Source organism: Amycolatopsis sp. NBC_00438 (genome assembly GCF_036026695.1).
GTDB lineage: Bacteria > Actinomycetota > Actinomycetes > Mycobacteriales > Pseudonocardiaceae > Amycolatopsis.
This window is the reverse complement of the sequence record NZ_CP107923.1, coordinates 684,068-703,296: the sequence shown is the minus strand read 5'-3', so window position 1 is coordinate 703,296 and position 19,229 is coordinate 684,068. Positions and strand designations below refer to the sequence as shown.

At 72.0% G+C, this 19,229-nt stretch carries 23 protein-coding genes; 11 read left to right on the top strand and 12 right to left on the bottom strand.

Annotation, left to right across the window (positions count from 1 at the left end; all coding sequences use genetic code 11):
• Positions 1–10 precede the first annotated feature (10 nt).
• Together OG494_RS03400 and OG494_RS03395 are read left to right on the top strand one after the other, a co-directional pair.
• A complete protein-coding gene (locus OG494_RS03400; protein WP_442874461.1) occupies positions 11–1,363 on the top strand; it encodes an ATP-binding protein in 1,353 nt (450 codons plus the stop codon).
• On the top strand, positions 1,360–1,848 hold the full coding sequence (locus OG494_RS03395; RefSeq protein ID WP_328451824.1) for a hypothetical protein: 489 nt from the start codon (positions 1,360–1,362) through the stop codon (positions 1,846–1,848). The genes OG494_RS03400 and OG494_RS03395 overlap by 4 nt, the downstream gene beginning before the upstream one ends.
• Before the next feature lie 56 nt (positions 1,849–1,904).
• On the opposite strand, the gene OG494_RS03390 is transcribed toward OG494_RS03395, so the two are convergent.
• The gene (locus tag OG494_RS03390) at positions 1,905–2,495 is read right to left on the bottom strand and encodes an NADPH-dependent FMN reductase (RefSeq protein ID WP_328451822.1); all 591 of its coding nucleotides are present in this window, start codon (positions 2,493–2,495) and stop codon (positions 1,905–1,907) included.
• Between the two features lie 97 nt (positions 2,496–2,592).
• Between OG494_RS03390 and soxR the strand changes: the two genes are divergently transcribed.
• On the top strand, positions 2,593–3,072 hold the full coding sequence (gene soxR / locus OG494_RS03385; protein ID WP_328451820.1) for a redox-sensitive transcriptional activator SoxR: 480 nt from the start codon (positions 2,593–2,595) through the stop codon (positions 3,070–3,072).
• Here soxR and OG494_RS03380 read toward each other — a convergent pair whose 3' ends face one another.
• The 3 genes from OG494_RS03380 to OG494_RS03370 form a co-directional block, all read right to left on the bottom strand.
• Positions 3,073–3,579 carry a mycothiol transferase gene (locus OG494_RS03380; protein WP_328458862.1) on the bottom strand — a complete coding sequence of 169 codons (507 nt, stop codon included), beginning with the start codon at positions 3,577–3,579 and terminating at the stop codon, positions 3,073–3,075.
• A 73-nt stretch (positions 3,580–3,652) separates the two neighbouring features.
• Positions 3,653–4,267 carry a hypothetical protein gene (locus OG494_RS03375; protein ID WP_328451818.1) on the bottom strand — a complete coding sequence of 205 codons (615 nt, stop codon included), beginning with the start codon at positions 4,265–4,267 and terminating at the stop codon, positions 3,653–3,655.
• 2 nt (positions 4,268–4,269) lie between these two features.
• A complete protein-coding gene (locus OG494_RS03370) occupies positions 4,270–5,055 on the bottom strand; it encodes a hypothetical protein (protein WP_328451816.1) in 786 nt (261 codons plus the stop codon).
• Positions 5,056–5,323: 268 nt separating this feature from the next.
• Here OG494_RS03370 and OG494_RS03365 point away from each other — a divergent pair, with 268 nt between their 5' ends.
• Together OG494_RS03365 and OG494_RS03360 are read left to right on the top strand one after the other, a co-directional pair.
• Positions 5,324–6,064, top strand: a complete 741-nt coding sequence (locus OG494_RS03365) for an SDR family oxidoreductase (RefSeq protein WP_328451814.1) — start codon at positions 5,324–5,326, stop codon at positions 6,062–6,064.
• Positions 6,065–6,093: 29 nt separating this feature from the next.
• The gene (locus tag OG494_RS03360; protein WP_328451813.1) at positions 6,094–6,981 is read left to right on the top strand and encodes an SDR family NAD(P)-dependent oxidoreductase; all 888 of its coding nucleotides are present in this window, start codon (positions 6,094–6,096) and stop codon (positions 6,979–6,981) included.
• On the opposite strand, the gene OG494_RS03355 is transcribed toward OG494_RS03360, so the two are convergent.
• Positions 6,962–7,402 (bottom strand): DUF6314 family protein, encoded by a 441-nt coding sequence (locus OG494_RS03355; RefSeq protein WP_328451811.1) that lies wholly within the window; start codon positions 7,400–7,402, stop codon positions 6,962–6,964. The two genes, OG494_RS03360 and OG494_RS03355, sit on opposite strands and share 20 nt — an antisense overlap.
• A 530-nt stretch (positions 7,403–7,932) precedes the next feature.
• Here OG494_RS03355 and recQ point away from each other — a divergent pair.
• Positions 7,933–9,783: a DNA helicase RecQ gene (gene recQ / locus OG494_RS03350; protein WP_328451809.1), complete on the top strand. Its 1,851-nt coding sequence runs from the start codon at positions 7,933–7,935 to the stop codon at positions 9,781–9,783.
• 7 nt (positions 9,784–9,790) lie between these two features.
• Here the strand turns inward: recQ and OG494_RS03345 are convergent, their stop codons facing one another.
• From OG494_RS03345 to OG494_RS03335, 3 genes are all read right to left on the bottom strand, one after another.
• Positions 9,791–10,003 (bottom strand): antitoxin, encoded by a 213-nt coding sequence (locus tag OG494_RS03345; protein WP_442874378.1) that lies wholly within the window; start codon positions 10,001–10,003, stop codon positions 9,791–9,793.
• A gap of 191 nt (positions 10,004–10,194) precedes the next feature.
• The gene (locus tag OG494_RS03340; RefSeq protein WP_328451806.1) at positions 10,195–10,530 is read right to left on the bottom strand and encodes an ArsR/SmtB family transcription factor; all 336 of its coding nucleotides are present in this window, start codon (positions 10,528–10,530) and stop codon (positions 10,195–10,197) included.
• Entirely contained in the window at positions 10,527–10,982 is a 456-nt protein-coding gene (locus OG494_RS03335; protein ID WP_328451804.1) for an SRPBCC family protein, read from the bottom strand. Before OG494_RS03335 ends, OG494_RS03340 begins: the two co-directional genes overlap by 4 nt.
• 133 nt (positions 10,983–11,115) lie before the next feature.
• Between OG494_RS03335 and add the strand changes: the two genes are divergently transcribed.
• Complete coding sequence (gene add / locus OG494_RS03330) at positions 11,116–12,090, top strand: adenosine deaminase (protein ID WP_328451803.1); 975 nt, start codon at positions 11,116–11,118, stop codon at positions 12,088–12,090.
• Here the strand turns inward: add and OG494_RS03325 are convergent.
• Positions 12,068–13,429, bottom strand: coding sequence for a vWA domain-containing protein (locus tag OG494_RS03325; RefSeq protein ID WP_328451802.1), 1,362 nt, complete (start codon positions 13,427–13,429; stop codon positions 12,068–12,070). The two genes, add and OG494_RS03325, sit on opposite strands and share 23 nt — an antisense overlap.
• Positions 13,426–14,307 (bottom strand): AAA family ATPase, encoded by an 882-nt coding sequence (locus tag OG494_RS03320; RefSeq protein ID WP_328451801.1) that lies wholly within the window; start codon positions 14,305–14,307, stop codon positions 13,426–13,428. Before OG494_RS03320 ends, OG494_RS03325 begins: the two co-directional genes overlap by 4 nt.
• A 78-nt stretch (positions 14,308–14,385) precedes the next feature.
• Here OG494_RS03320 and mgrA point away from each other — a divergent pair, with 78 nt between their 5' ends.
• The 4 genes from mgrA to OG494_RS03300 all read left to right on the top strand — a co-directional run bounded on the left by mgrA (position 14,386) and on the right by OG494_RS03300 (position 17,333).
• Positions 14,386–15,414 carry an L-glyceraldehyde 3-phosphate reductase gene (gene mgrA, locus OG494_RS03315; protein WP_328451799.1) on the top strand — a complete coding sequence of 343 codons (1,029 nt, stop codon included), beginning with the start codon at positions 14,386–14,388 and terminating at the stop codon, positions 15,412–15,414.
• A 94-nt stretch (positions 15,415–15,508) separates the two neighbouring features.
• On the top strand, positions 15,509–16,174 hold the full coding sequence (locus OG494_RS03310) for a TetR/AcrR family transcriptional regulator (RefSeq protein ID WP_328451797.1): 666 nt from the start codon (positions 15,509–15,511) through the stop codon (positions 16,172–16,174).
• Between the two features lie 14 nt (positions 16,175–16,188).
• Positions 16,189–17,058, top strand: a complete 870-nt coding sequence (locus OG494_RS03305; protein WP_328451795.1) for a TIGR03564 family F420-dependent LLM class oxidoreductase — start codon at positions 16,189–16,191, stop codon at positions 17,056–17,058.
• Entirely contained in the window at positions 17,055–17,333 is a 279-nt protein-coding gene (locus OG494_RS03300; RefSeq protein WP_328451793.1) for a cyclic-phosphate processing receiver domain-containing protein, read from the top strand. The genes OG494_RS03305 and OG494_RS03300 overlap by 4 nt, the downstream gene beginning before the upstream one ends.
• Before the next feature lie 79 nt (positions 17,334–17,412).
• Here the strand turns inward: OG494_RS03300 and OG494_RS03295 are convergent, their stop codons facing one another.
• Both OG494_RS03295 and OG494_RS03290 read right to left on the bottom strand, forming a co-directional pair.
• Positions 17,413–18,633, bottom strand: a complete 1,221-nt coding sequence (locus OG494_RS03295; protein WP_328451791.1) for a PucR family transcriptional regulator — start codon at positions 18,631–18,633, stop codon at positions 17,413–17,415.
• A gap of 138 nt (positions 18,634–18,771) precedes the next feature.
• The gene (locus OG494_RS03290) at positions 18,772–19,227 is read right to left on the bottom strand and encodes a (2Fe-2S)-binding protein (RefSeq protein ID WP_328451789.1); all 456 of its coding nucleotides are present in this window, start codon (positions 19,225–19,227) and stop codon (positions 18,772–18,774) included.
• Positions 19,228–19,229 lie beyond the last annotated feature (2 nt).

Here is a 19,229-nt window from a genome sequence, read left to right as displayed (position 1 = left end):
CGCGGTGATCATGATCGTCGGTGCCACCGCCGCGGCGGGCGCGAGCTACGTCTCCGCGCGCAACGCCATCCTGGGCGGCTTCCAGGACCAGACGATGCTCAAGCTGCGCGACCAGATCGTCGCGTACCTGCCGACCGTGTCCCTGCCGCCGACCCAGACGACGCTCGACGCGTTCGGCACGGCGCTCAAGTCCAGCAACGCCGTCGTCGTCTACCACGGCCTGCACTCGGATTCGGGCATCAACCCGGACAGTGTGCCCGCCGACCTGCGCCAAGCCGTGTCCAGAAGCACGAACATCCAGTTCCAGCGGGTCGACGCCGAGGGGTATCCCCAGCTCTTCGTCGGGGTGCCGGTGCAGACCGGCACGGACGGCGGGACGAGCGGCATCGAGGTCTACACGATGGTGACGCTGGTCCAGCAGCAGGCCGCGATCGACGAGCTGGCCCGCACGGCTTGGCAGACCTCGGCGCTCGCGCTCCCCTTCGCGGTGGTGCTGGCCCTGCTCGCCGCGCGCCAGGTGCTGCGGCCCGTGCGGGCGCTGAACACCGCGGCGAGCCAGCTCGGGCGGGGCAAGCTCGACGTGCGGCTGCGGGTGAAGGGGTCCGACGAGCTGGCGCAGCTGGTCACGACGTTCAACAACACCGCGGCGGAGCTGGAGCGCACCGTCGGCACGCTGCGCACGATGGAGTCCGAGGCGCGCCGGTTCGTCGCCGACGTCTCGCACGAGCTGCGCACCCCGCTGGCGGCGATGAACGCGGTCACCGACGTCCTCGACGAGGACGCCGACCAGCTGCCACCCGACACCGCGGTCGCGGCGCGGCTGGTGTCGGCCGAGACCCGGCGGCTGACCCGGCTGGTGCAGGACCTGATCGAGATCTCCCGGTTCGACGCCGGGCGCGCGGAGCTGCGGCGGGAGGACCTCGACGTCGCGGCGGCGATCACCGACAGCCTGACCGCGCGGGGCTGGGCCCCCGGCGGCGAAGTGGTCGCGGAGGTGGTCGCCGACCTGCCGCCCGGCATCACGGCGCGGCTCGACCGGCGGCGGCTCGACATCGTCGTGGCGAACCTGGTCGGCAACGCGCTGCGGCACGGCGCGCCGCCGGTCGAGGTGTCCGTGCGGGCGGAACGCGGTGACGTCGTGCTCACCGTCACCGACCACGGGCCGGGCATCCCGGAGGCGGTGCTCCCCCGGGTGTTCGACCGGTTCACCAAGGCCGACACGGCCCGGGCCCGGTCCGAGGGCAGCGGGCTCGGGCTGTCCATCGCGCGCGAGAACGCCCGGCTGCACGGCGGTGACATCGTCGCGGCCAACACCGGCACCGGCGCCCGGTTCGAGCTGCGCCTGCCCCGGGAGGCGTGGTGAAGAAACTCCTCGTCCTGGCCGTGCTGTTCCTGGTGGGAGCGTGCGGCGTCAAACCGACGCCGGTGGTCCCCGCCGGGCCGGCGCCGACGCTGCGGAACCCGGCGACGAACGGCCGCGGCACCGACCTGGTCCTCTACTTCGTCCTCGACGGGCGGGTCCGGCCGGTGTCGCGGTCGACCAGTGAGACGGTCGACGTCACCGCGGCGCTGTCGACGCTGCTGGGAGGCCCGTCGTACGCCGAGACGTCCGACGGGTACGCGACGATGCTCCCGGCCGAAACCGGGCCGATCGCGCTGAGCGGCGGGTCACCCACGACGATCCGGGTGGCGTTCCCGCTGAAGCAGCTCCCGCAGATCGCGGTCGACCAGCTGGTCTGCACCGCGTTCGCCGCCCTGGCGGCCGGCGGGGGCTACGTGGCCGACGGCGCCATCACCCTCGCCGGCTCCGACATCGAGCTCCCGTCGCAGACCTGCCAGGCGTTCTGACCGGACCGTCCCCAAGGGACCGCCGCGCGGCTCAGCCGGGGTGGCAACCGGGCAGGTCAGCCGGGGTAGGGCCGGGCCGCCCGGGCCTCGGTCAGCGACCGCGCCCACCACTCCAGCTGGTCCAGCAGCGCCTTCGCCGCGACACCCGCGCTGTCGTCCGTGGGGACGCCGTCGGCGCCGAACCGGGTGTGCGCGCCGTGGAAGCTGACCGTCTCGCGGATGGTGACCGCGTGCAGCTCGGCGAAGACCGCGCGCAGGTGCTCGACCGCGCGCAGGCCACCCGAAATCCCGCCGTAGGAGACGAACGCGACCGGCTTCGCGGCCCACTCGCTCCGGTGCCAGTCGATGACGTTCTTGAGCGCCGCCGGGTAACTGTGGTTGTACTCCGGGGTGACCACGACGAACGCGTCGGCGGCCGCCAGCCGCGGCGTCACCTTCCCGGCTTCGGCGGCCACCGCGGCCGGCGGCGCGGTCCCGAACGCCGGCATCGCCAGCGGCAAGGCGGGCTCGGCGAGGTCGACCACGTCGACGTCGAAGCCGCCGTGGTCGGCCGCGACGCCGGCCAGCCAGCGCGCGACCACCGGGCCGAACCGTCCTTCCCGGACACTTCCCACGATCACGGCGACCCGTACGGGAGCTTCGGACACGCTTCCTCCTTGACACAGCGGCGTTGTTGCCGTCCGGGTCAGGATGAGACTTCAAGCTCGCTTGAAGTCAAGCGCGCGGCTGTGGTTGGCTGGGAGCATGGTGAACGCCACAGCCCGGAGGCTGCCCGACCTCACCGTCGGCGAACTGTCACGACGCAGCGGAGTGCCCGCGTCGGCCCTGCGGTTCTACGAGGACGAGGGGCTCATCCGCAGCCGGCGGACGGCCGGGAACCAGCGCCGCTACTGCCGGGACACGCTGCGGCGGGTGACGTTCGTCCGGATGTCCCAGCGGGTCGGGATGCCGCTGTCGGCGATCCGCGAGGTGCTCGCGCTGCTGCCCGACGACCGCACCCCCACGCGCGCCGACTGGGCGCGGATCTCCCGCTGCTGGCAGGAGGACCTGGACGCGCGGATCCGGCAGATGGAACAACTGCGCGACCAGCTGGGCGACTGCATCGGCTGCGGCTGCATGTCGCTGTCGAAGTGCCGGCTCGCCAACCCGGGCGACCGGCTCGGCGCCGCCGGTCCGGGGCCGCAACGGCTCCCGGACCACCGCGGCGACGGCTACGAGGACTGACTAGCGGCGTTCGAGGACGCCACGGACGAACAGGGCCTGCCCGGCGTGCTGGATGTCGTCGTCGATGACGCTGACCAGCCGCACGCCGAGGGTGACCGGCGGGTCCCAGGCCTCGTCGACGACCCGGTCGAGGGCCTGGCCGTCGAGCCCCTGGACGTACTTGAGGGTCTGCTCGTGCACCGCGTCGTAGTACCCGGTGAGCAGCTCGGCCTCGACCCGGACGGCTTCGACGTCGGCCGGGCGGTGGCCGTAGCCGGTGTCGGCCGCCGGGAACGGGAGGCCGAACCGGGTCAGCCAGTCCTGGCTCGTCCACACCTGCTCGGTCCCGGCCACGTCGGCGACGTGGTCGTCCTGGACCCGGGTCAGGTGCCAGACCAGCCAGGCGATCGAGTTGGCCTCTTCGTCGAGGCGGGCCCCGAGCCGCTCGGCGGTGAGACCTTCCACCGCCGCGTGCACAGAGCCCTGGACCCTGCTGAAGCCGTCGGTGAGCAGATCGGCCACGTTCATCGGCTTGCCTTCCACGTTCGCGGACACCGGTGTGCCGGCGTGCATCGATCATGCACGCCGGCACCGGTGGTGGCTAGCGGGGCAGCAGCTGGTCGAAGAACGAGCGGTAGCGCCGCAGCGCCAGACGCAGGTCCTCGGTGGCCGGCTCGCCGTGCTGCCACTGGCCTTCCAGCTCGCTCTTGTGCTCGGCGAACGTGGTGGCCAGCGCGCTGATCACGCCCGCGACCAGCTCGTCGGCCTCGCGGACCGCCTTCTGCGGGTCGTCGACGAAGCCGGTCTGGACGCCCTGCCAGCGGTCGCGGAAGCCTGTGACCTTCTCCTCGTCGATCAACGGCTGCGCTTCGTCACCGGTGTCGGCCGACGGCCGCGCCGAGCCGGCGGCGGTGTCCGTGCGAGTGCTCGTCGTGGTGTCCGTCGTAGTGTCCACAGCCGTGTCCGAAGCGGTGTCCGGAGTGACGTCCGAGTCGGTGTCCGAAGTGGAATCCGAGTCGATGTCCGGCCGGCTCGACGCCGACGCCAGATCGGCGGTGCTCAGGGCGTGGTCGCCCCCGTGCTCGTCGGCGACCGGCTCGCGGAAGTCCGTCCCGCCGTGCTCGGAGAGCCCGCCGGCGCCGGTCTCACGCACGTCACCCTCGCGGGCGAAGTCGTCGTCCTGTTCGGCGCTGTGCCGGGTGAGGTGTTCGGTCATGGTCAGCGTCCTCCGTTCCACTCGGTCCGCGGCTGTGCGGACGCTTCCCGCTCGGGCTGCACGCCGTCGCGGTCTCGTACCTTGTCACCGGGGTCGTGTTCGGTGCGCTCCTGCGCGACAGCGGCGCGGTCCGGCGTGCCGGCCGTGCCGTCCTGCGCGGAGCGGTCGTGCTCACGCTCGCTGTGGTCGTGACCGTTGTGGTCGTGACCGTTGCGGCGCTCGTGGTGCTCGGCCGAGGCGTCCGTGGTGTCCGCACCATCCGAGCCATCGGTCAGCAGGTCCTCGAACACGGTGCGGTAGTGCACCATCGCGTCGCGGAGGTCCTCAGTGGACGCGCCGCTGCGCTCGTGCTGCGTCGCGTGGGCGGCGCGGTAGTGCTCGAGGGTCTTGGCGTGGCGGACCGACAGGTCGGCCAGCTGCTGCTCGTAGCCTTCGGTCGGGTACCCGCGGTCGGACATCAGCGAGACCAGGACGCGGTCGGCCTCGGCCACCGCGGCGGCCGGGTGGTCGACGAAGTTTTCCTGGGCCTGCGCCCATTCCCGGGTGTAGCGCTCGCGCGCCGACGCCGACAGGGGGCGGATGTCGAGCTCCTTGTGGCGGCGCTCCCGCTCGGCCAGTTCACGCTGCGCGGCCCGCGGGCTGTCCTTCTCCTCGACCGTTCGGTCGTACTCCGGACCGAACCGCTGCTGCAGGCGTTTCCGCTGCATCTCCTGCGTCACCAGCCAGATCACGGCGCCGAGCACCGCGACGGCCACGACGACGATCACGACGATCAGCCATGTGGGCATCGCACAAAACTCCTTAAAGGATGTCGAGCTCCCCGATGTGGCAAGGGTTCCCGCCTCGGCGGGTCCGAAACCCGTTGGCGCACCCGGACTTTCCGATTCGGCCGTCCGGCGGTGCCGGTACCGCCGGATGCCCACACCCCGGGAAGGCCGCCTCGATGTAACGACGATAACAACGAACGACTAGCGCCGTTACCAGTCGAGTGCTATCGTCGATAACAGCAAGACGGAAGCGGCGTTACCGGCGCCGCCCGAGAGGAAGAAGGCACCGATGAGCACCACCGAACCCCGCGTCGCGATCGTCACCGGCGGCTCCCGCGGCATCGGCCGCCAGGTCGCCGAGCGCCTGGCCGCCGACGGCATGGCCGTCGTCGTCAACTACGCGGGCAACCAGACCGAGGCCGACGCCGCCGTCGCGGCCATCACCGGGCGCGGCGGCCGGGCGATCGCGGTCAAGGCCGACGTCGCCGACCTCGACGCGGTCGCTGAGCTGTTCGACACCGCGGAGGCCACGTTCGGCGGCGTCGACGTCGTCGCCCACCTGGCCGGCGTGATGACCGCGCCGACGCCGATCGCGGACACCGACTTCGACGTCCTGGACCGGGTGCACCGCACCAACATCCGCGGCACGTTCGCCGTGGCCCAGCAGGCCGCGAAGCGGGTGCGTGACGGCGGCGCGGTGATCATGACCTCGACGTCGGTGCTCGGGCTGAACCTGCCCGGCTACGGCGTCTACAACGCCACCAAGGGCGCGGTCGAGGCGATCACCATGATCCTGGCGCGCGAGCTGCGCGGCCGCGACATCACCGTGAACACCGTCGCCCCCGGGCCGACCGCGACCGCGCTGTTCCTCGACGGCAAGGACGAGGCGACCATCGACCGGATGGCCAAGCAGCCGCCGCTCGAGCGCCTCGGGCAGCCCGGGGACATCGCCGAGGTCGTCGCGTTCCTCGCCGGCCCGGCCCGCTGGGTCAACGGCCAGGTCCTGCGCGCCAACGGCGGAATCGTCTGAGAAACCCCGACCCGGAAAGGAAAAGAGCCATGATCATCGTCGTCACCGGCGCCTCCAGCGGGATCGGCGCCCTCGCCGCCCGGGCGCTGGCCCGCGCCGGCCACACCGTCTACGCGGGCATGCGCGACACCGGGGGCCACAACGCACCGCGGGTCGACGCCGCCGCCGCGTTCGCGGAAGAGCACCACGCCGACCTGCGCTCGGTCGAGCTGGACGTCTCCAGCCAGGACTCGGCCGACGACGCGATCGCGTCGATCGTCGAAGCGCACGGCCGTCTCGACGTCGTGGTGCACAACGCCGGGCACATGGTGCTCGGCCCGGCCGAGGCGTTCACCCCCGAGCAGCTCGCCCAGCTCTACGACACCAACGCGATCGGCACCCAGCGCGTGAACCGGGCCGCCCTCCCCCACCTGCGCGCGCGGCGCGACGGGCTGCTGGTGTGGGTGTCGAGCAGCAGCGTCCGCGGCGGCACCCCGCCGTACCTGGCGCCGTACTTCGCGGCGAAGGCGGCGATGGACAGCCTCGCCGTCTCCTACGCCGCCGAGGTGGCCCGGTTCGGCATCGACACCACGATCGTCGTGCCCGGTGCCTTCACCTCGGGTACCAACCACTTCCCGAACTCCGGGCACCCGGCCGACGAAGCCGTCGCGCAGGCCTACGAGGAGCACTATGCGGGCCTGACCGACCACGTCGCGGCGAAACTGGCCGAGATCACCCCGGCCGACGCCGACGTCGCGACGGTCGCCGCGGAACTGGCCCGGGTGGTCGATCTTCCCAAGGGGCAGCGGCCGTTCCGGGTGCACATCGACCCGGCCGACGACGGCGGGTGGCTGGTCGCGGAGGTCGGCGACCGGATCCGGAGCGAGTTCCTGCGCCGGATCGACCTGGCCGATCTGCTCAGCCCGGCGGCCGGCTGAACCGGGTGACGATCACGTGGTCCTTGGCCGGCCCGCGGACCGCCCACTCCTGGCGCCAGCGGCGGGCGTCCAGCACGCGGTAACTGCCGCGGTACAGGTCGTCCCGGCAGGGGTGGTCGGTCTGCCAGTGCCCGGCGCGCAGGTCCAGCTCGTGGAAGAAGCCGCCGTGGTCGAAGTGGACGTCCGCCCGGCCGGGCGCGGTCGGGCGGTAGTGCAGCGTGCGCGTCACCGGGCCGGTGTAACCGCCGAGGCGCATCTCGCCGGCTTCGCGGTAGACGAGCACACCGCTCTCCTCGGTGAAGGTGGCGGTGCCGGTGACCTCGCCCGCCGGGTCGCCGTCGGCGGTGCGGATCTCGCGGTCCAGCCGCCAGTCACCGCCGAAGTGCGCGGCCAGGTCGGTCACCGGGAAGTACTCGTCCATCGGCTCCAGTGTGTCACCCGGCGGTGACCGGAATGCGCCCGCGCCGGCCACGCCCACCCGCGCGACGGCTCCACACCACCACTGCGCCGCCGACGCCGGAGTTCGTGACGCCCGCGAAGGTCACCGCAGCCGAGTTCGTTCGTCTGCGCCTACCAGAGCAAGTTCCACGACGCGGCCGCGTTCCAGCTGCAGATCCTCGCCCCGGGGCGAGGGACGCCGCGCGTGGTGGCCGACCGAGTGGCGAAGACGTGCGGGAAGCCCGCGGTGGCCGTCCCCGGCGCCGGGGACGCCGCCTTCTCCTGCGACGCCCCGGACCAAGAGGTCGACGGGATCCCGGAGCAGCAGACACGGATCGTCGTCGCCAAGGCGAGCCACGGCGAGACCCGGGCGGGTGTGCTGGACGTGCACAGCATCCGCGAAGGTGTCTACACGAACCTCGCGCGCCTGCTCGGCGAGCGGCTGCAGAGGGATCCCGGCACGCCGGAGAGGGCGCACGGAAGTTGTCGGACCCCGGCTCTAGACTCGGCCGGGTGGCAGCCACCGAGACCCACCTCGAAGCCGGAACGGAATCCGAAGCCCTCGACACCCTGCGCCGGGTGTTCGGCTACGACAGCTTCCGCGGCGAGCAAGCGGCGATCGTCGAGCACGTGATCGCCGGCGGTGACGCGCTCGTGCTGATGCCCACCGGCGGCGGGAAGTCGCTGTGCTACCAGATCCCGGCGCTGGTGCGCCCGGGCGTGGGCGTGGTGGTCTCGCCGCTGATCGCGCTGATGCAGGACCAGGTCGACGCGCTGCGCAACGCCGGGGTCCGGGCGGGATTCCTCAACTCCACCCAGGACTACGCGGCCCGCCAGGAAGTCGAGTCGGCGTTTCTCTCCGGCGAGCTCGACCTGCTCTACCTCGCCCCGGAACGGCTTTCGGTCGAAGCCACCGTGCGGCTGCTCGACCGCGGCAAGATCTCGCTGTTCGCGATCGACGAGGCGCACTGCGTCGCCCAGTGGGGCCACGACTTCCGGCCCGACTACCTGCAGCTCTCCGCGCTGCACGAGCGCTGGCCGGACGTGCCGCGGATCGCGCTCACCGCGACCGCCACCGAGGCCACGCACAAGGAGATCGCGACCCGGCTGAACCTCGACGAGGCCCGCCACTTCGTCGCGAGCTTCGACCGGCCGAACATCCAGTACCGGATCGTCGGCAAGAACTCGCCGCAGCGGCAACTGCTGGAGCTGCTGCGCACCGAGCACCAGGGGGACGCGGGGATCGTCTACTGCCTGTCCCGGAACTCGGTCGAGAAGACCGCGGAGTTCCTGGTGCAGAACGGGATCCCGGCCGTCCCGTACCACGCGGGGCTGGACGCGCGCGTGCGCGCGAAGCACCAGTCGCGGTTCCTGCGGGAGGACGGGCTGATCGTGGTCGCCACGATCGCGTTCGGGATGGGCATCGACAAACCGGACGTCCGGTTCGTCGCGCACCTCGACCTGCCCAAGTCCGTCGAGGGCTACTACCAGGAGACCGGCCGCGCGGGCCGTGACGGGCTGCCGTCGACGGCGTGGCTGGCCTACGGGCTGCAGGACGTGGTGCAGCAGCGCAAGATGATCGACACGTCCGAGGGTGACGACGCGCACCGGCGCCGGCTCGGCGCGCACCTCAACGCGATGCTGGCGCTGTGCGAGACGGTCGAGTGCCGCCGCGTGCAGATCCTCAACTACTTCGGGCAGAAAGCCGAGCCGTGTGGCAACTGCGACACGTGCCTGAACCCGCCGGAGAAATGGGACGGCACGGTCCCCGCGCAGAAGCTGCTGTCCACGATCGTGCGGCTGCGCAACGAGCGGCGGCAGAAGTTCGGCGCCGGTCAGGTCATCGACATCCTGCTCGGCAAGTCCACGCCGAAGGTCACGCAGTTCCAGCACGACACGCTGAAGACGTTCGGCATCGGCACCGAGCTGCGCGAGCCGGAGTGGCGCGCGGTGGTGCGGCAGCTGCTGGCCCAGGGCTGGCTCGCGGTCGAAGGCGACTACGGCTCGCTGGTGCTCACCGAGGCGAGCGCCGAAGTGCTGGGCGGCGACCGCGAGGTCATGCTGCGCCGCGAGCCCGAGCGGACCGCCGCGCCGCGAGCGCGCGGTGCCAGCCGGAAAGCCGCCCCCGCGGTGGACATGCCCGCGGAGGCGGCCCCGTTGTTCGAACGGCTACGGGCCTGGCGGGCCGGCGTCGCGAAGGAGCAGGGCGTGCCTGCCTACGTCATCTTCCACGACGCGACCCTGCGCCAGATCGCCACGCAACAGCCGTCGTCGCTGGCCGACCTGGGCACGGTCAGCGGGGTCGGTGAGAACAAGCTCGCCAAGTACGGCGAAGGCGTCCTCGAGACCCTGGCCGCCGACTGAGCCGGGCTCAGCGGGTGGCCGGTCCCGGGCGGTCTTCCGGGCCGGTCACCGAGCTGACCTTGCGGACGACACCGGCGATCTGCTGGTGGTACTTGCCCTTGGTCCTGTCGTCGGCGAACTTGGCGGCCTTGCCGACGGCCTGGTTCACCTTTTCCGGGTTCTTCTTGGCGTAGGCGCGGGCGGCGCCGGCGGCTCCGGCCAGCACGGTGAGCTTGCGCATGAAAGCCACGGTGGTCCTCCCTCATCAGTAGCGGTCATCCTGACAACGCGGACGAACCCCCCAGAGGTTCCCCGTGTGACCGCCGCCAAACCTGCGCCACCCTCTGCCCGTGCCCTACCGCCGGGCGTCCGACGGCCACCATGAGGGACCTGGCTGCCCTCGTGGTGGTCGTCAGAGGCTTTCCCCCGCCGTCACGAACCCTCGGCCTGCTCCGCCAGCCGCTTTATCGCCGTCAGCCGGGAGGACCACTGGGCCGCGACCTGGTTCATCCAGCGGGCCGTGGCCGCCAGAGCGTCCGGGCGGACCTGGTAGCGGCGCTCGCGGCCGTCGCGGCGGCCCGTCACCAGGCCCGCCCCGTCCAGCACCACCAGGTGCTTCACCACCGCCTGCCGGCTCACCGGGAGGTCGCTCGCCAGCTCCGTGGCCGTCGCGTCGCCACGCTGGGACAGCAGTTCCAGCAGCCGGCGCCGGGTCGGGTCGGCCAGTGCCGAAAAGACGTCTTCGGCGGCAACGGGCTCCGTCGTCATACCGCCAGTTTCTCGGACAGCTCCCCAAGCTTCGCGACCACCGCCGTCCAGCCCTTCTCGTGGCTCTCGCGGGTGTCGTCCGGCGACGGGTTCGGCGACGGCGCCCGCGTCGTGAAGCCGCTCTCGACCACCTTCAGCCGCGTGCCGCCACCCTCCGCGGCCAGCGTGAACTCGACCAGCGTCGAGTTGGCCTCGTCGGCGACCACGCCCGGGAACCCGCTGGCCCAGCGGTACGAAAGGGCCCGCGGCGGGTCCAGCGAGACGATCTTGGTCGGGAACCGGCCGTGGTCGCCGTGGTCGAGCCGGATGATCCCGCCCGGCCGCAGGTCCACCGGCGCCGGCGTGCCGTCGCCGAACCACTGGCCGACGTACTCCGATTCGGTGAGCACCGCCCACACCCGCTCGATCGGCGCGTCGATCACGATCTCCTGCTCGACCTGGTCCTGGTTCATCGGTTCCCCTTGGTTCGATTTCTGATGCAACCACAGAGTTGCACGAGAGGACATCAGACGCAACCCCTCGGTTGCGTCCGATGCCGGAAAAATCGCGCGCGCAAGCCCGGCCACGACACCTACGCTCGCGATCATGCGCGACCTGGCCGCCTTGCCGAAGGCCCACCTGCACGTCCACCTGGAGAGCACGATCCGGCCGGGCACCCTCCGCGAGCTCGGCGCGGCCAACGGCGTCGACGTCCCGGACGGGCAACCGGTGTTCGACGGCTTCCGCGCCTTCGCCGACTACAACGCGCTCATCCGGTCGTGCCTGCGGAAACCGGAGGACTTCGAGCGGATCGCCCGCGAGTACTGCGCCGACGAAGCCGCGCAGGGCACGCGCTACGCCGAGATCACGTTCACCGCGGCCGCGCACGGGGAACGCCTGGGCGACCCGGAGATGCCGCTCGCGTCCGTCCTCAAAGGACTCAAGGACAGCGGTGCCATCGAGTGGCGGCTGCTGCTGGACCACTCCCGCCGCCGGTCGGTCGAACGCGCCGAGCGCACCCTCGACCTCGCCCTGAAGTACGACGACGTCTTCGCGATCGGCATGGCGGGCGAGGAGAACCACTCGCTCCGGCCGTTCGCGACGATCTTCGAGAAGGCCCGCGCGGCCGGGATCCACCTGCTGCACCACACCGGCGAGGACGCCGGACCGGACAGCATCCGCGAAGCGCTCGAGGTGGGCCGCACCGAGCGCCTCGGCCACGGCATCCGCGTCCTCGACGACCCGGAGCTGACTGCGGAGGTCCGCGACCGCGGGCTCGCACTGGAGGTCTGCCCGTCCTCGAACGTCACGCTGGGCCTGGTGCCGTCACTGCCCGAGCACCCGCTCCCGCGGCTGCTCGCCGCGGGCCTGCGAGTCACCCTGAACACCGACGTCCCGTCGGTCACCGGCGCACAGCTGGCCGAGGAATACCGCCGTGTGCAACGGGCTTTCGGTTACGACGACGCCGTGATGGCGGACTTCGCGCGGGCGAGCGTGCACGCGTCGTTCGCGCCCGAGACGGCAAAAGCCGAGATGCTCCGGGACATCGACGCGTGGCTCACACCGGCAGCAGGCGGGTGACCAACGTCGAAAGCTGGTGCACCGTGCGGCATTCGTGCATCTCCACGACGTCGGCGTACTCCAAAGCCGCCGAGTCGCCCGTCGACCACAGCGACCGCCGCTCCGGGTTCAGCCAGTAGACGTGGCGGGCGCGCGACTTGATCGCGCGGACGGCGTCGAGGTTCGGGTCGCCGCCGTTGGTGCGGGCGTCGCCGAGGATCAGCACCGACGTGCGCGGGCCGACCGCGTCCAGCCAGTTCGCCGTGAACTGCGCGAGCGAGCCGTCGTAGTCGCTGTGGCCGTCCCAGCGCACCAGCGCGGCTTCGGTGAGCATGCGCGCGCCGAGTTTCTCCGGGTCGGCGACGCCGTTCGTGACCAGGTGCGTGACCTCGTCGGTGCTGTCGACGAAGGCGAAGACGCGGATCTTGCTGAACTGGTCGCGCAGCGCCTGCACGAGCAGCATGGTGAAGTTCGCGAACCCCGCCACCGAGCCGGAAAGATCGCACAGCAGCACGATTTCCGGCCGCCCGGGCCGGCGGTGGCGATACGCGGGGCGCAGCGGCACGCCGCCGGTCGAGAGCGAGCGCCGCAGCGTGCGGCGCAGGTCGATCTGCCCGCGCGTGGTGCGCTTGCGCCGGGCGGCGAGCCGGGTCGCCAGCTTGCGGGACAACGGCTGGATCGTGCGGCGCAGCTCGGCGAGCTGGTTGCGGCTGGCGATGAGGAAGTCGACGCGGTCGGCCGCGGGCGCGATGGCGTGCTTGGCGACACGTTCGCGGCCGCGGACCTCGGCCGCGCGACGGCGGGCTTCGGTCCGGACCTGGCCGCGGAAGCCTTCGACACGACGGCGGATCTCGTCGCGGTCGAGCCGGTCGGTGAACTCACCGCGCGCGCCGCCGCCGCGCATCGCCGCGAGCACCCGCGCGATGAGCGTCTGCGGCTGCAGCCGGTCGAGCGTCTGGTGGGCCGAAAACCCGCCGCCCGGGCCGGCCGACGAGCCGTACTGGCCCAGCATCTCGACGGCGAGCCCGGCCAGCTGCGCCAGCGCCTGCTCGTCGCCGGCGGTCAACGCCGCCGCGAGCTGTTCCCGCAGCTCTTCGAGGGTCGTGTCCGAGCGGGCCCGTTCGGGCGTGCCGACCCCGGCCGGGAAGTACAGGTCGAACGCGGCGTCGAACACCGCGCGCTGCCCGCCGCGGCGGACCAGGGCCGCGGCCAGGCCCTCGCGGACCAGCTCGCGGTCGTCGAAGCCGAGCACCTCCAGGGCCGCGGCGGCGTCGACCGTCTCGGCCGGGCCCGCCGGGATGCCCTGGACCCGCAGTGCCTTGACGAACGACGCGAGCCGCTCCGGCACGCCGCCGGTCACGACGCGTCCAGGACCTGTTCGAGCTGCAGCCCGGCGCCGGCCTTGGTGATGTCGTCCTGGTGCTTGAGCACGACGCCGAGGCTCTCCCGCACGACCTGCTCGCTCAGCGTCGTCGCGCCGAGCGCGAGCAGCGTGCGCGCCCAGTCGATGGTCTCCGCGACCGACGGCAGCTTCCGCAGGTCCATCGCCCGCAGCGCGGCGATCACCCGGACGACGGAATCCGCCAGCGCGTCGTTGATGCCGGGCACCTTGAGCCGGACGATCTCGCGCTCCAGCTCCTCGTCCGGGAAGTCGATGTGCAGGAACAGGCAGCGGCGGCGCAGCGCCTCGGACAGCTCGCGCGTCGCGTTGGACGTCAGCACGGCGAACGGCGCGCGCGTGGCGGTGATCGTGCCCAGCTCCGGCACGGTCACCTGGAAGTCGCCGAGCACCTCCAGCAGCAGGCCCTCGACCTCCATGTCGGCCTTGTCGGTCTCGTCGATCAGCAGCACGGTCGGCTCGTCCGAGGAGATCGCCGTGAGCAGCGGGCGGCGCAGCAGGAACTCCTCGCCGAAGATGTCGGTGCGGGCGTCCTCCCACGTCTCGTCGCGGCCGGCGGTGATCCGCAGCAGCTGCTTCGCGTGGTTCCACTCGTACAGCGCGCGGGCCTCGTCGATGCCCTCGTAACACTGCAGGCGCACCAGCCGCGAGCCGCTGACCTGGGCGACGGCCTTGGCCAGCTCGGTCTTGCCGACGCCGGCGGGGCCCTCGACCAGCAGCGGCTTGCCGAGCCGGTCGGCGAGGAACACCGTGGTCGCCACCGCCGTCGACGCCAGGTAGCCGGCCTCGGCCAGTTTCGCCGACACGTCGTCGACGGAGGTGAAGAATCCGGTGCCCACCGATGGCCTCCTAAGCGCTCGCTCACCCCGGACTCTACCGGACTGGCGTCCGCGTCCCGGACGGTTAGCATCGGCCGCGTGACCTATGTTGCGGCTTCCGGCCGATACGACTCGATCCCCTACCGGCGCTGCGGGCGGTCCGGGCTGAAGCTGCCCGCGATCTCGCTCGGGCTGTGGCACAACTTCGGCCACGACAAGCCCCTGCAGACCCAGCGCGACATCACCCGCCGCGCCTTCGACCTCGGCATCACGCACTTCGATCTGGCCAACAACTACGGCCCGCCCTTCGGCTCGGCCGAGGAGAACTTCGGGCGGCTGCTGGCCACCGACTTCAAGCCCTACCGCGACGAGCTGGTGATCTCCACCAAGGCCGGCTACGACATGTGGCCCGGGCCGTACGGCGAGTGGGGCTCCCGCAAGTACCTGCTGTCCTCCTTGGACCAGTCGCTCGGCCGGATGGGCCTGGACTACGTCGACATCTTCTACTCGCACCGGTTCGACCCCGAAACGCCGCTGGAGGAGACGGTCGGCGCGCTCGACAGCGCCGTCCGCGCCGGGAAAGCGCTTTACGTCGGGATTTCCTCGTACAACTCGGAGCGGACCGCCGAGGCGGCACGGCTGCTGCGGGAGCTCGGCACGCCACTGCTGATCCACCAGCCGTCGTACTCGATGCTGAACCGCTGGATCGAGGAGGACCACCTGCTCGACACGCTGGCGGACGTGGGCGCGGGCTGCATCGCGTTCTCGCCCCTGGCCCAAGGCCTGCTGACGGACAAGTACCTGACCGGCGTCCCGGCGGATTCCCGCGCCGCGCAGGGCAAGTCCCTCGACCCGGACACCCTCGACGACGACCGGCTGGGCCGCGTCCGCGCGCTCAACGAGATCGCCGGGCGCCGCGGGCAGTCGCTGGCCCAGCTCGCGCTGGCCTGGGCGCTGCGCGACGCCCGTGTGACGTCGGTGCTGATCGGCGCGAGCAGCGTCAAGCAGCTGGAGGACAACGTCGGCGCGCTCGGCAACCTCGACTTCAGCTCCGAGGAGCTGACCGAGATCGACGGCCACGCGACCGACGCGGACATCAACCTCTGGAAGCGGTCGTCGGACGGCTGAGCACCGCCCACCGGGACGGCGGGGTGCCACGCGCCTCGCCGTTTTCCCGGCCTGACGTTTGACCAGATTTCGTATTCGGTCATACGATGGTCGTATGCCTCCTGCCGAAGACCGCGCCGAACGGGCCGAGCGGATCCTCGACGCCGCCGCCGGGCTGCTGCTGCGCGCCGGGTACCGGCGCACCACGATCGAGGACGTCGCCGAGCGGGCCGGCGTCGGCAAGGGGACCGTCTACCTGCACTGGAAGAACCGCGAGGAGCTGTTCCTGGCCGTTCTGCTGCGGGAGTCCGTCCGCAGCATCGAAGACCTGGTGCGGGCCATGGAGGCCGACCCGCTCGCCGCGCGGCTCGCCACGCTGACCGAGGTCCAGTACACGAACGTGCTGGCCCGCCCGCTGTTGCGCGCCGGGTACGCCGACGACACCGAAACGCTCGGCAAGCTCCTGCCGAAGCTGCACGACAAGCTCGACCCGCGCCACGACGAGGCGTTCGTCGAGTACCTCGAGCTGCTGGCGGAAAACGACCTGCTCCGCGCCGACCGGCCGGCCCGCGAACTCGCCGTCGCCTACCGGGCGGTGCTGCACGGCTTCCTCGTCGGCTCACCCCCGCCGGCGCCCGCGCTGATCGCCGACACCGTCGCCCACGCCTTCGAGCCGTTGGCCGTCTCCACGAAGCAGCTGCGTGCCGTCGCGCCGCGGGCCATCGCGCTGTTCACCGAATCCGTCGCGCTCGACCGGAAGCGGCTCGAGCGGGCTTACTAGAACTGGGGATGCAGATGCGCACCGGAATCCTGATCGACGAACTCGGCGTCGGCTTCGACGCCATGACCGCGCAAGCACGCGAAGCCGCGAAGCTCGGCTACCAGACGCTCTGGCTGGCGCAACGCGGCGGCTGGGACGCCCTCACTGCGCTGCCCACGCTCGGCGCCGCCGCGCCCGGGATCGAGCTGGGGACCTGCGTGGTGCCGACCTACCCGCGGCACCCGATCACCATGGCCGCGCAGGCGCTGACCGTGCAGGCCGCCACCGGCGTGCCGGTCCACCTCGGCGTCGGGCTGAGCCACCGGTACATCGTCGAGCACGAGTTCGGCTACTCCTACGACCGCCCGCTGCGGCACCTGCGCGAGTACCTGCAGGCACTGAACCCGGTGCTGCGCGGGGAAAAGGCGGACGTCCACGGCGAGACCCTCACCGCGGCGGGCGGCGTGAACGCGCCGGGCGCCGGGCGGCCGTCCCTGCTGGTCGGCTCGGTGAGCCCGAAGTCGACGCGGCTGGCCGGCGAACTGGCCGACGGCGTGATCACGACGTGGGCCGGGCCGCGGGCGATCGGCGAGTTCGTGGTGCCGGCGCTGGGTGCCGCGTCGCGGATCGTCTCCGGGCAGCTGATCTGCGTGACGTCCGAAGTGGACGAACGGCGCGCCTGGGTCGAGCAGGCGTACGGGGCCGCCGCGAGCGTCCCGGCGTACCGCGCGGTCCTGGACCGCGACGGCTACGCGAAGGCGTCCGACAGCGCGATCATCGGTGACGAGGAAACCGTACGGCGCCAGGTGAAGGCGCTCGAAGACGCCGGCGCGACCGAGCTGCTGGTGATGCCCTTCGGCCCGGCCGAGGACCAGGCCCGCACGCGCGAACTGCTGGCCTCGTGAGCCGCCTCTGGGTCGACGACCTCCGCCCGGCCCCGGCCGGCTGGACCTGGGCGAAGACGAGCGCCGAGGCGCTCGAGCTGCTCGCGGCGGGTGAGTTCGCCGCGATCTCCCTGGACCACGACCTCGGCGGCGACGACACGACCCGCCCGGTCGTGCTCTGGCTGTGCGAACACGACCGCTGGCCGCCGGTGGTGCACGTCCACACCGCGAACCCGGTCGGCCGCGACTGGCTCACCGGCATGGCCCGGCGCTACGGCCCCGGCGTCCGCCCCTGACCCCGCGCCCCGCACCGCGCCGAAACCTGTGAAGTCCACGTGAGGCGACGCATCTTTCCTAGCGAAAGTGACGACCGGGCTAGCGCGGCGCGGGGAGGTGGGTCGCCTCCGGGAAGAGGTTCAGGGCCCGCAAAGCCGCGCCCAGCTCGGCGATGTCCGCCGGGTCGGTCAGGGAGCGGCCCAGCTCGTCGGTGACCCGGCGCAGGCGGTGGCGGATCGTGTTGGGGTGGCAGAACATCCGCTCGGACGTCAGCTTCGTCGAGCCCTGGCAGTCGAACCACGCGCGCAGCGTCAGCAGGAGCACGTTCCGGTCGTCGCCCGGCAGGTCGAGGATCGGCTGCAGCACGTGGTGGGCCAGCTGCACCGACGCCTCCGGCGAGCTGGCCACCAGGCCGGCCAGCGGCGACTCGGTGAACTGCACCAGCGACGGCGTGCCCGGCGCCAGGCTCGACAGCGCCACCCGCGCCAGGTGCAGCGCGCGGGCGGTGTGGGCGAGGCCGGTGAACACCGGGCTCATCCCGACGCGGCCCACCGGGTGCTCCCGGACCAGGTCCACGATCGCCTTCGACGCGCTCGGGTCGCGCAGGGACACCACGCCGACCTGCAGGTCCGGGCTCAGCCGCCAGGCGGACGCGTGGTGCAGTCCGCGCAGCCGCTGCTCGATCTGCGGCAGCGGTTCCTGGCCCAGCCGCGGGGTTTCCGCGGCGACCACGACGAACGTGCCGTCCAGCGAAAGATCCAGCACACGGGCGATGTCCCACAGCGTGCCCTCGGTCGCGGAGCCGCCGGCGAACAGCGCCTCGACCAGCGCCGAGCGCCGGTTCTGCTGCGCCACCAGGACTTCCGCCGTCGTGTCCCGATAGGACGTCGTGAGCGCCTCGGCGAGGTCGTCGATGAGGGCCCAGATCGCCGTCGTCGCGGCGACCAGCCCGGCCAGATCCTGCGACGAGCCGCGGGCGGTCAGGTCCACGAACCGGTGCCAGACCTCGGTCAGCCCGATCCGGTAGGCCCGCAGCAGCTCCGGCAGCGGCGCGCCCTGCAACGCGCGGGCCCGGCCGGTCGCGCGGGCCTGGGACAGGTCCGGGACGCCGGTCCCGCGCAGCGTCCGCAGGGCGTGGTCGAGGTTGGCGCGCACCGAGTTCCGCAGCTCCGCGGGGGGCACGAACCGGGCGTCGCGGTACACCGGCATCTCGGCCCGGATCCGGGCGACGGTGCTCTCGATCAGCTCCGGTAGCTTCCGCTCGACCTCGGCGGCCAGCGTCGAGACGGCGGACGCCAGCTCTTCGGCCTGGTCGTGCATGGTGCCTCCGCGTCCCCCGGCCTCCTCGTCGAGGCCCGAGACCGACATCTAACCCGAAGGCACGCACCACGATCGGGTGAACATATGCCAAGATCCGCGAATGCGGAGATCCTTTTGTAGAACCTCCGCATCCGCGGGTCACATCTTGGCGGCCGCGCTCTTGATCGCCTCCCGGATCCGGAAGTACGTGCCGCAGCGGCAGACGTTCTGGATCGCGTCGATGTCGGCGTCCGTCGGGTTCTTCGTCTTCTTCAACAGCGCGACGGCGGCCATGATCTGGCCGGGCTGGCAGTAGCCGCACTGCGCGACGTCCTGCTCCAGCCACGCCTCCTGGACCGGGTGCAGGTTCTCGCCGTCGGCCAGCCCCTCGATCGTGGTGACCTCCTTGCCCGCGCAGTCGGAAACCGGCGTGACGCAGGGGTTGAACGCCTCGCCGTCGAGGTGGCTGGTGCAGGCCTTGCAGACGTTGATGCCGCAGCCGTACTTCGGCCCGCGGACCTTGAGCTTGTCGCGCAGCGCCCACAGCATCGGCAGGTCGGCCGGCGCGTCCACGGTGACGGTCTTCCCGTTCACCACGAAGGTGTAGTTCGGCATGG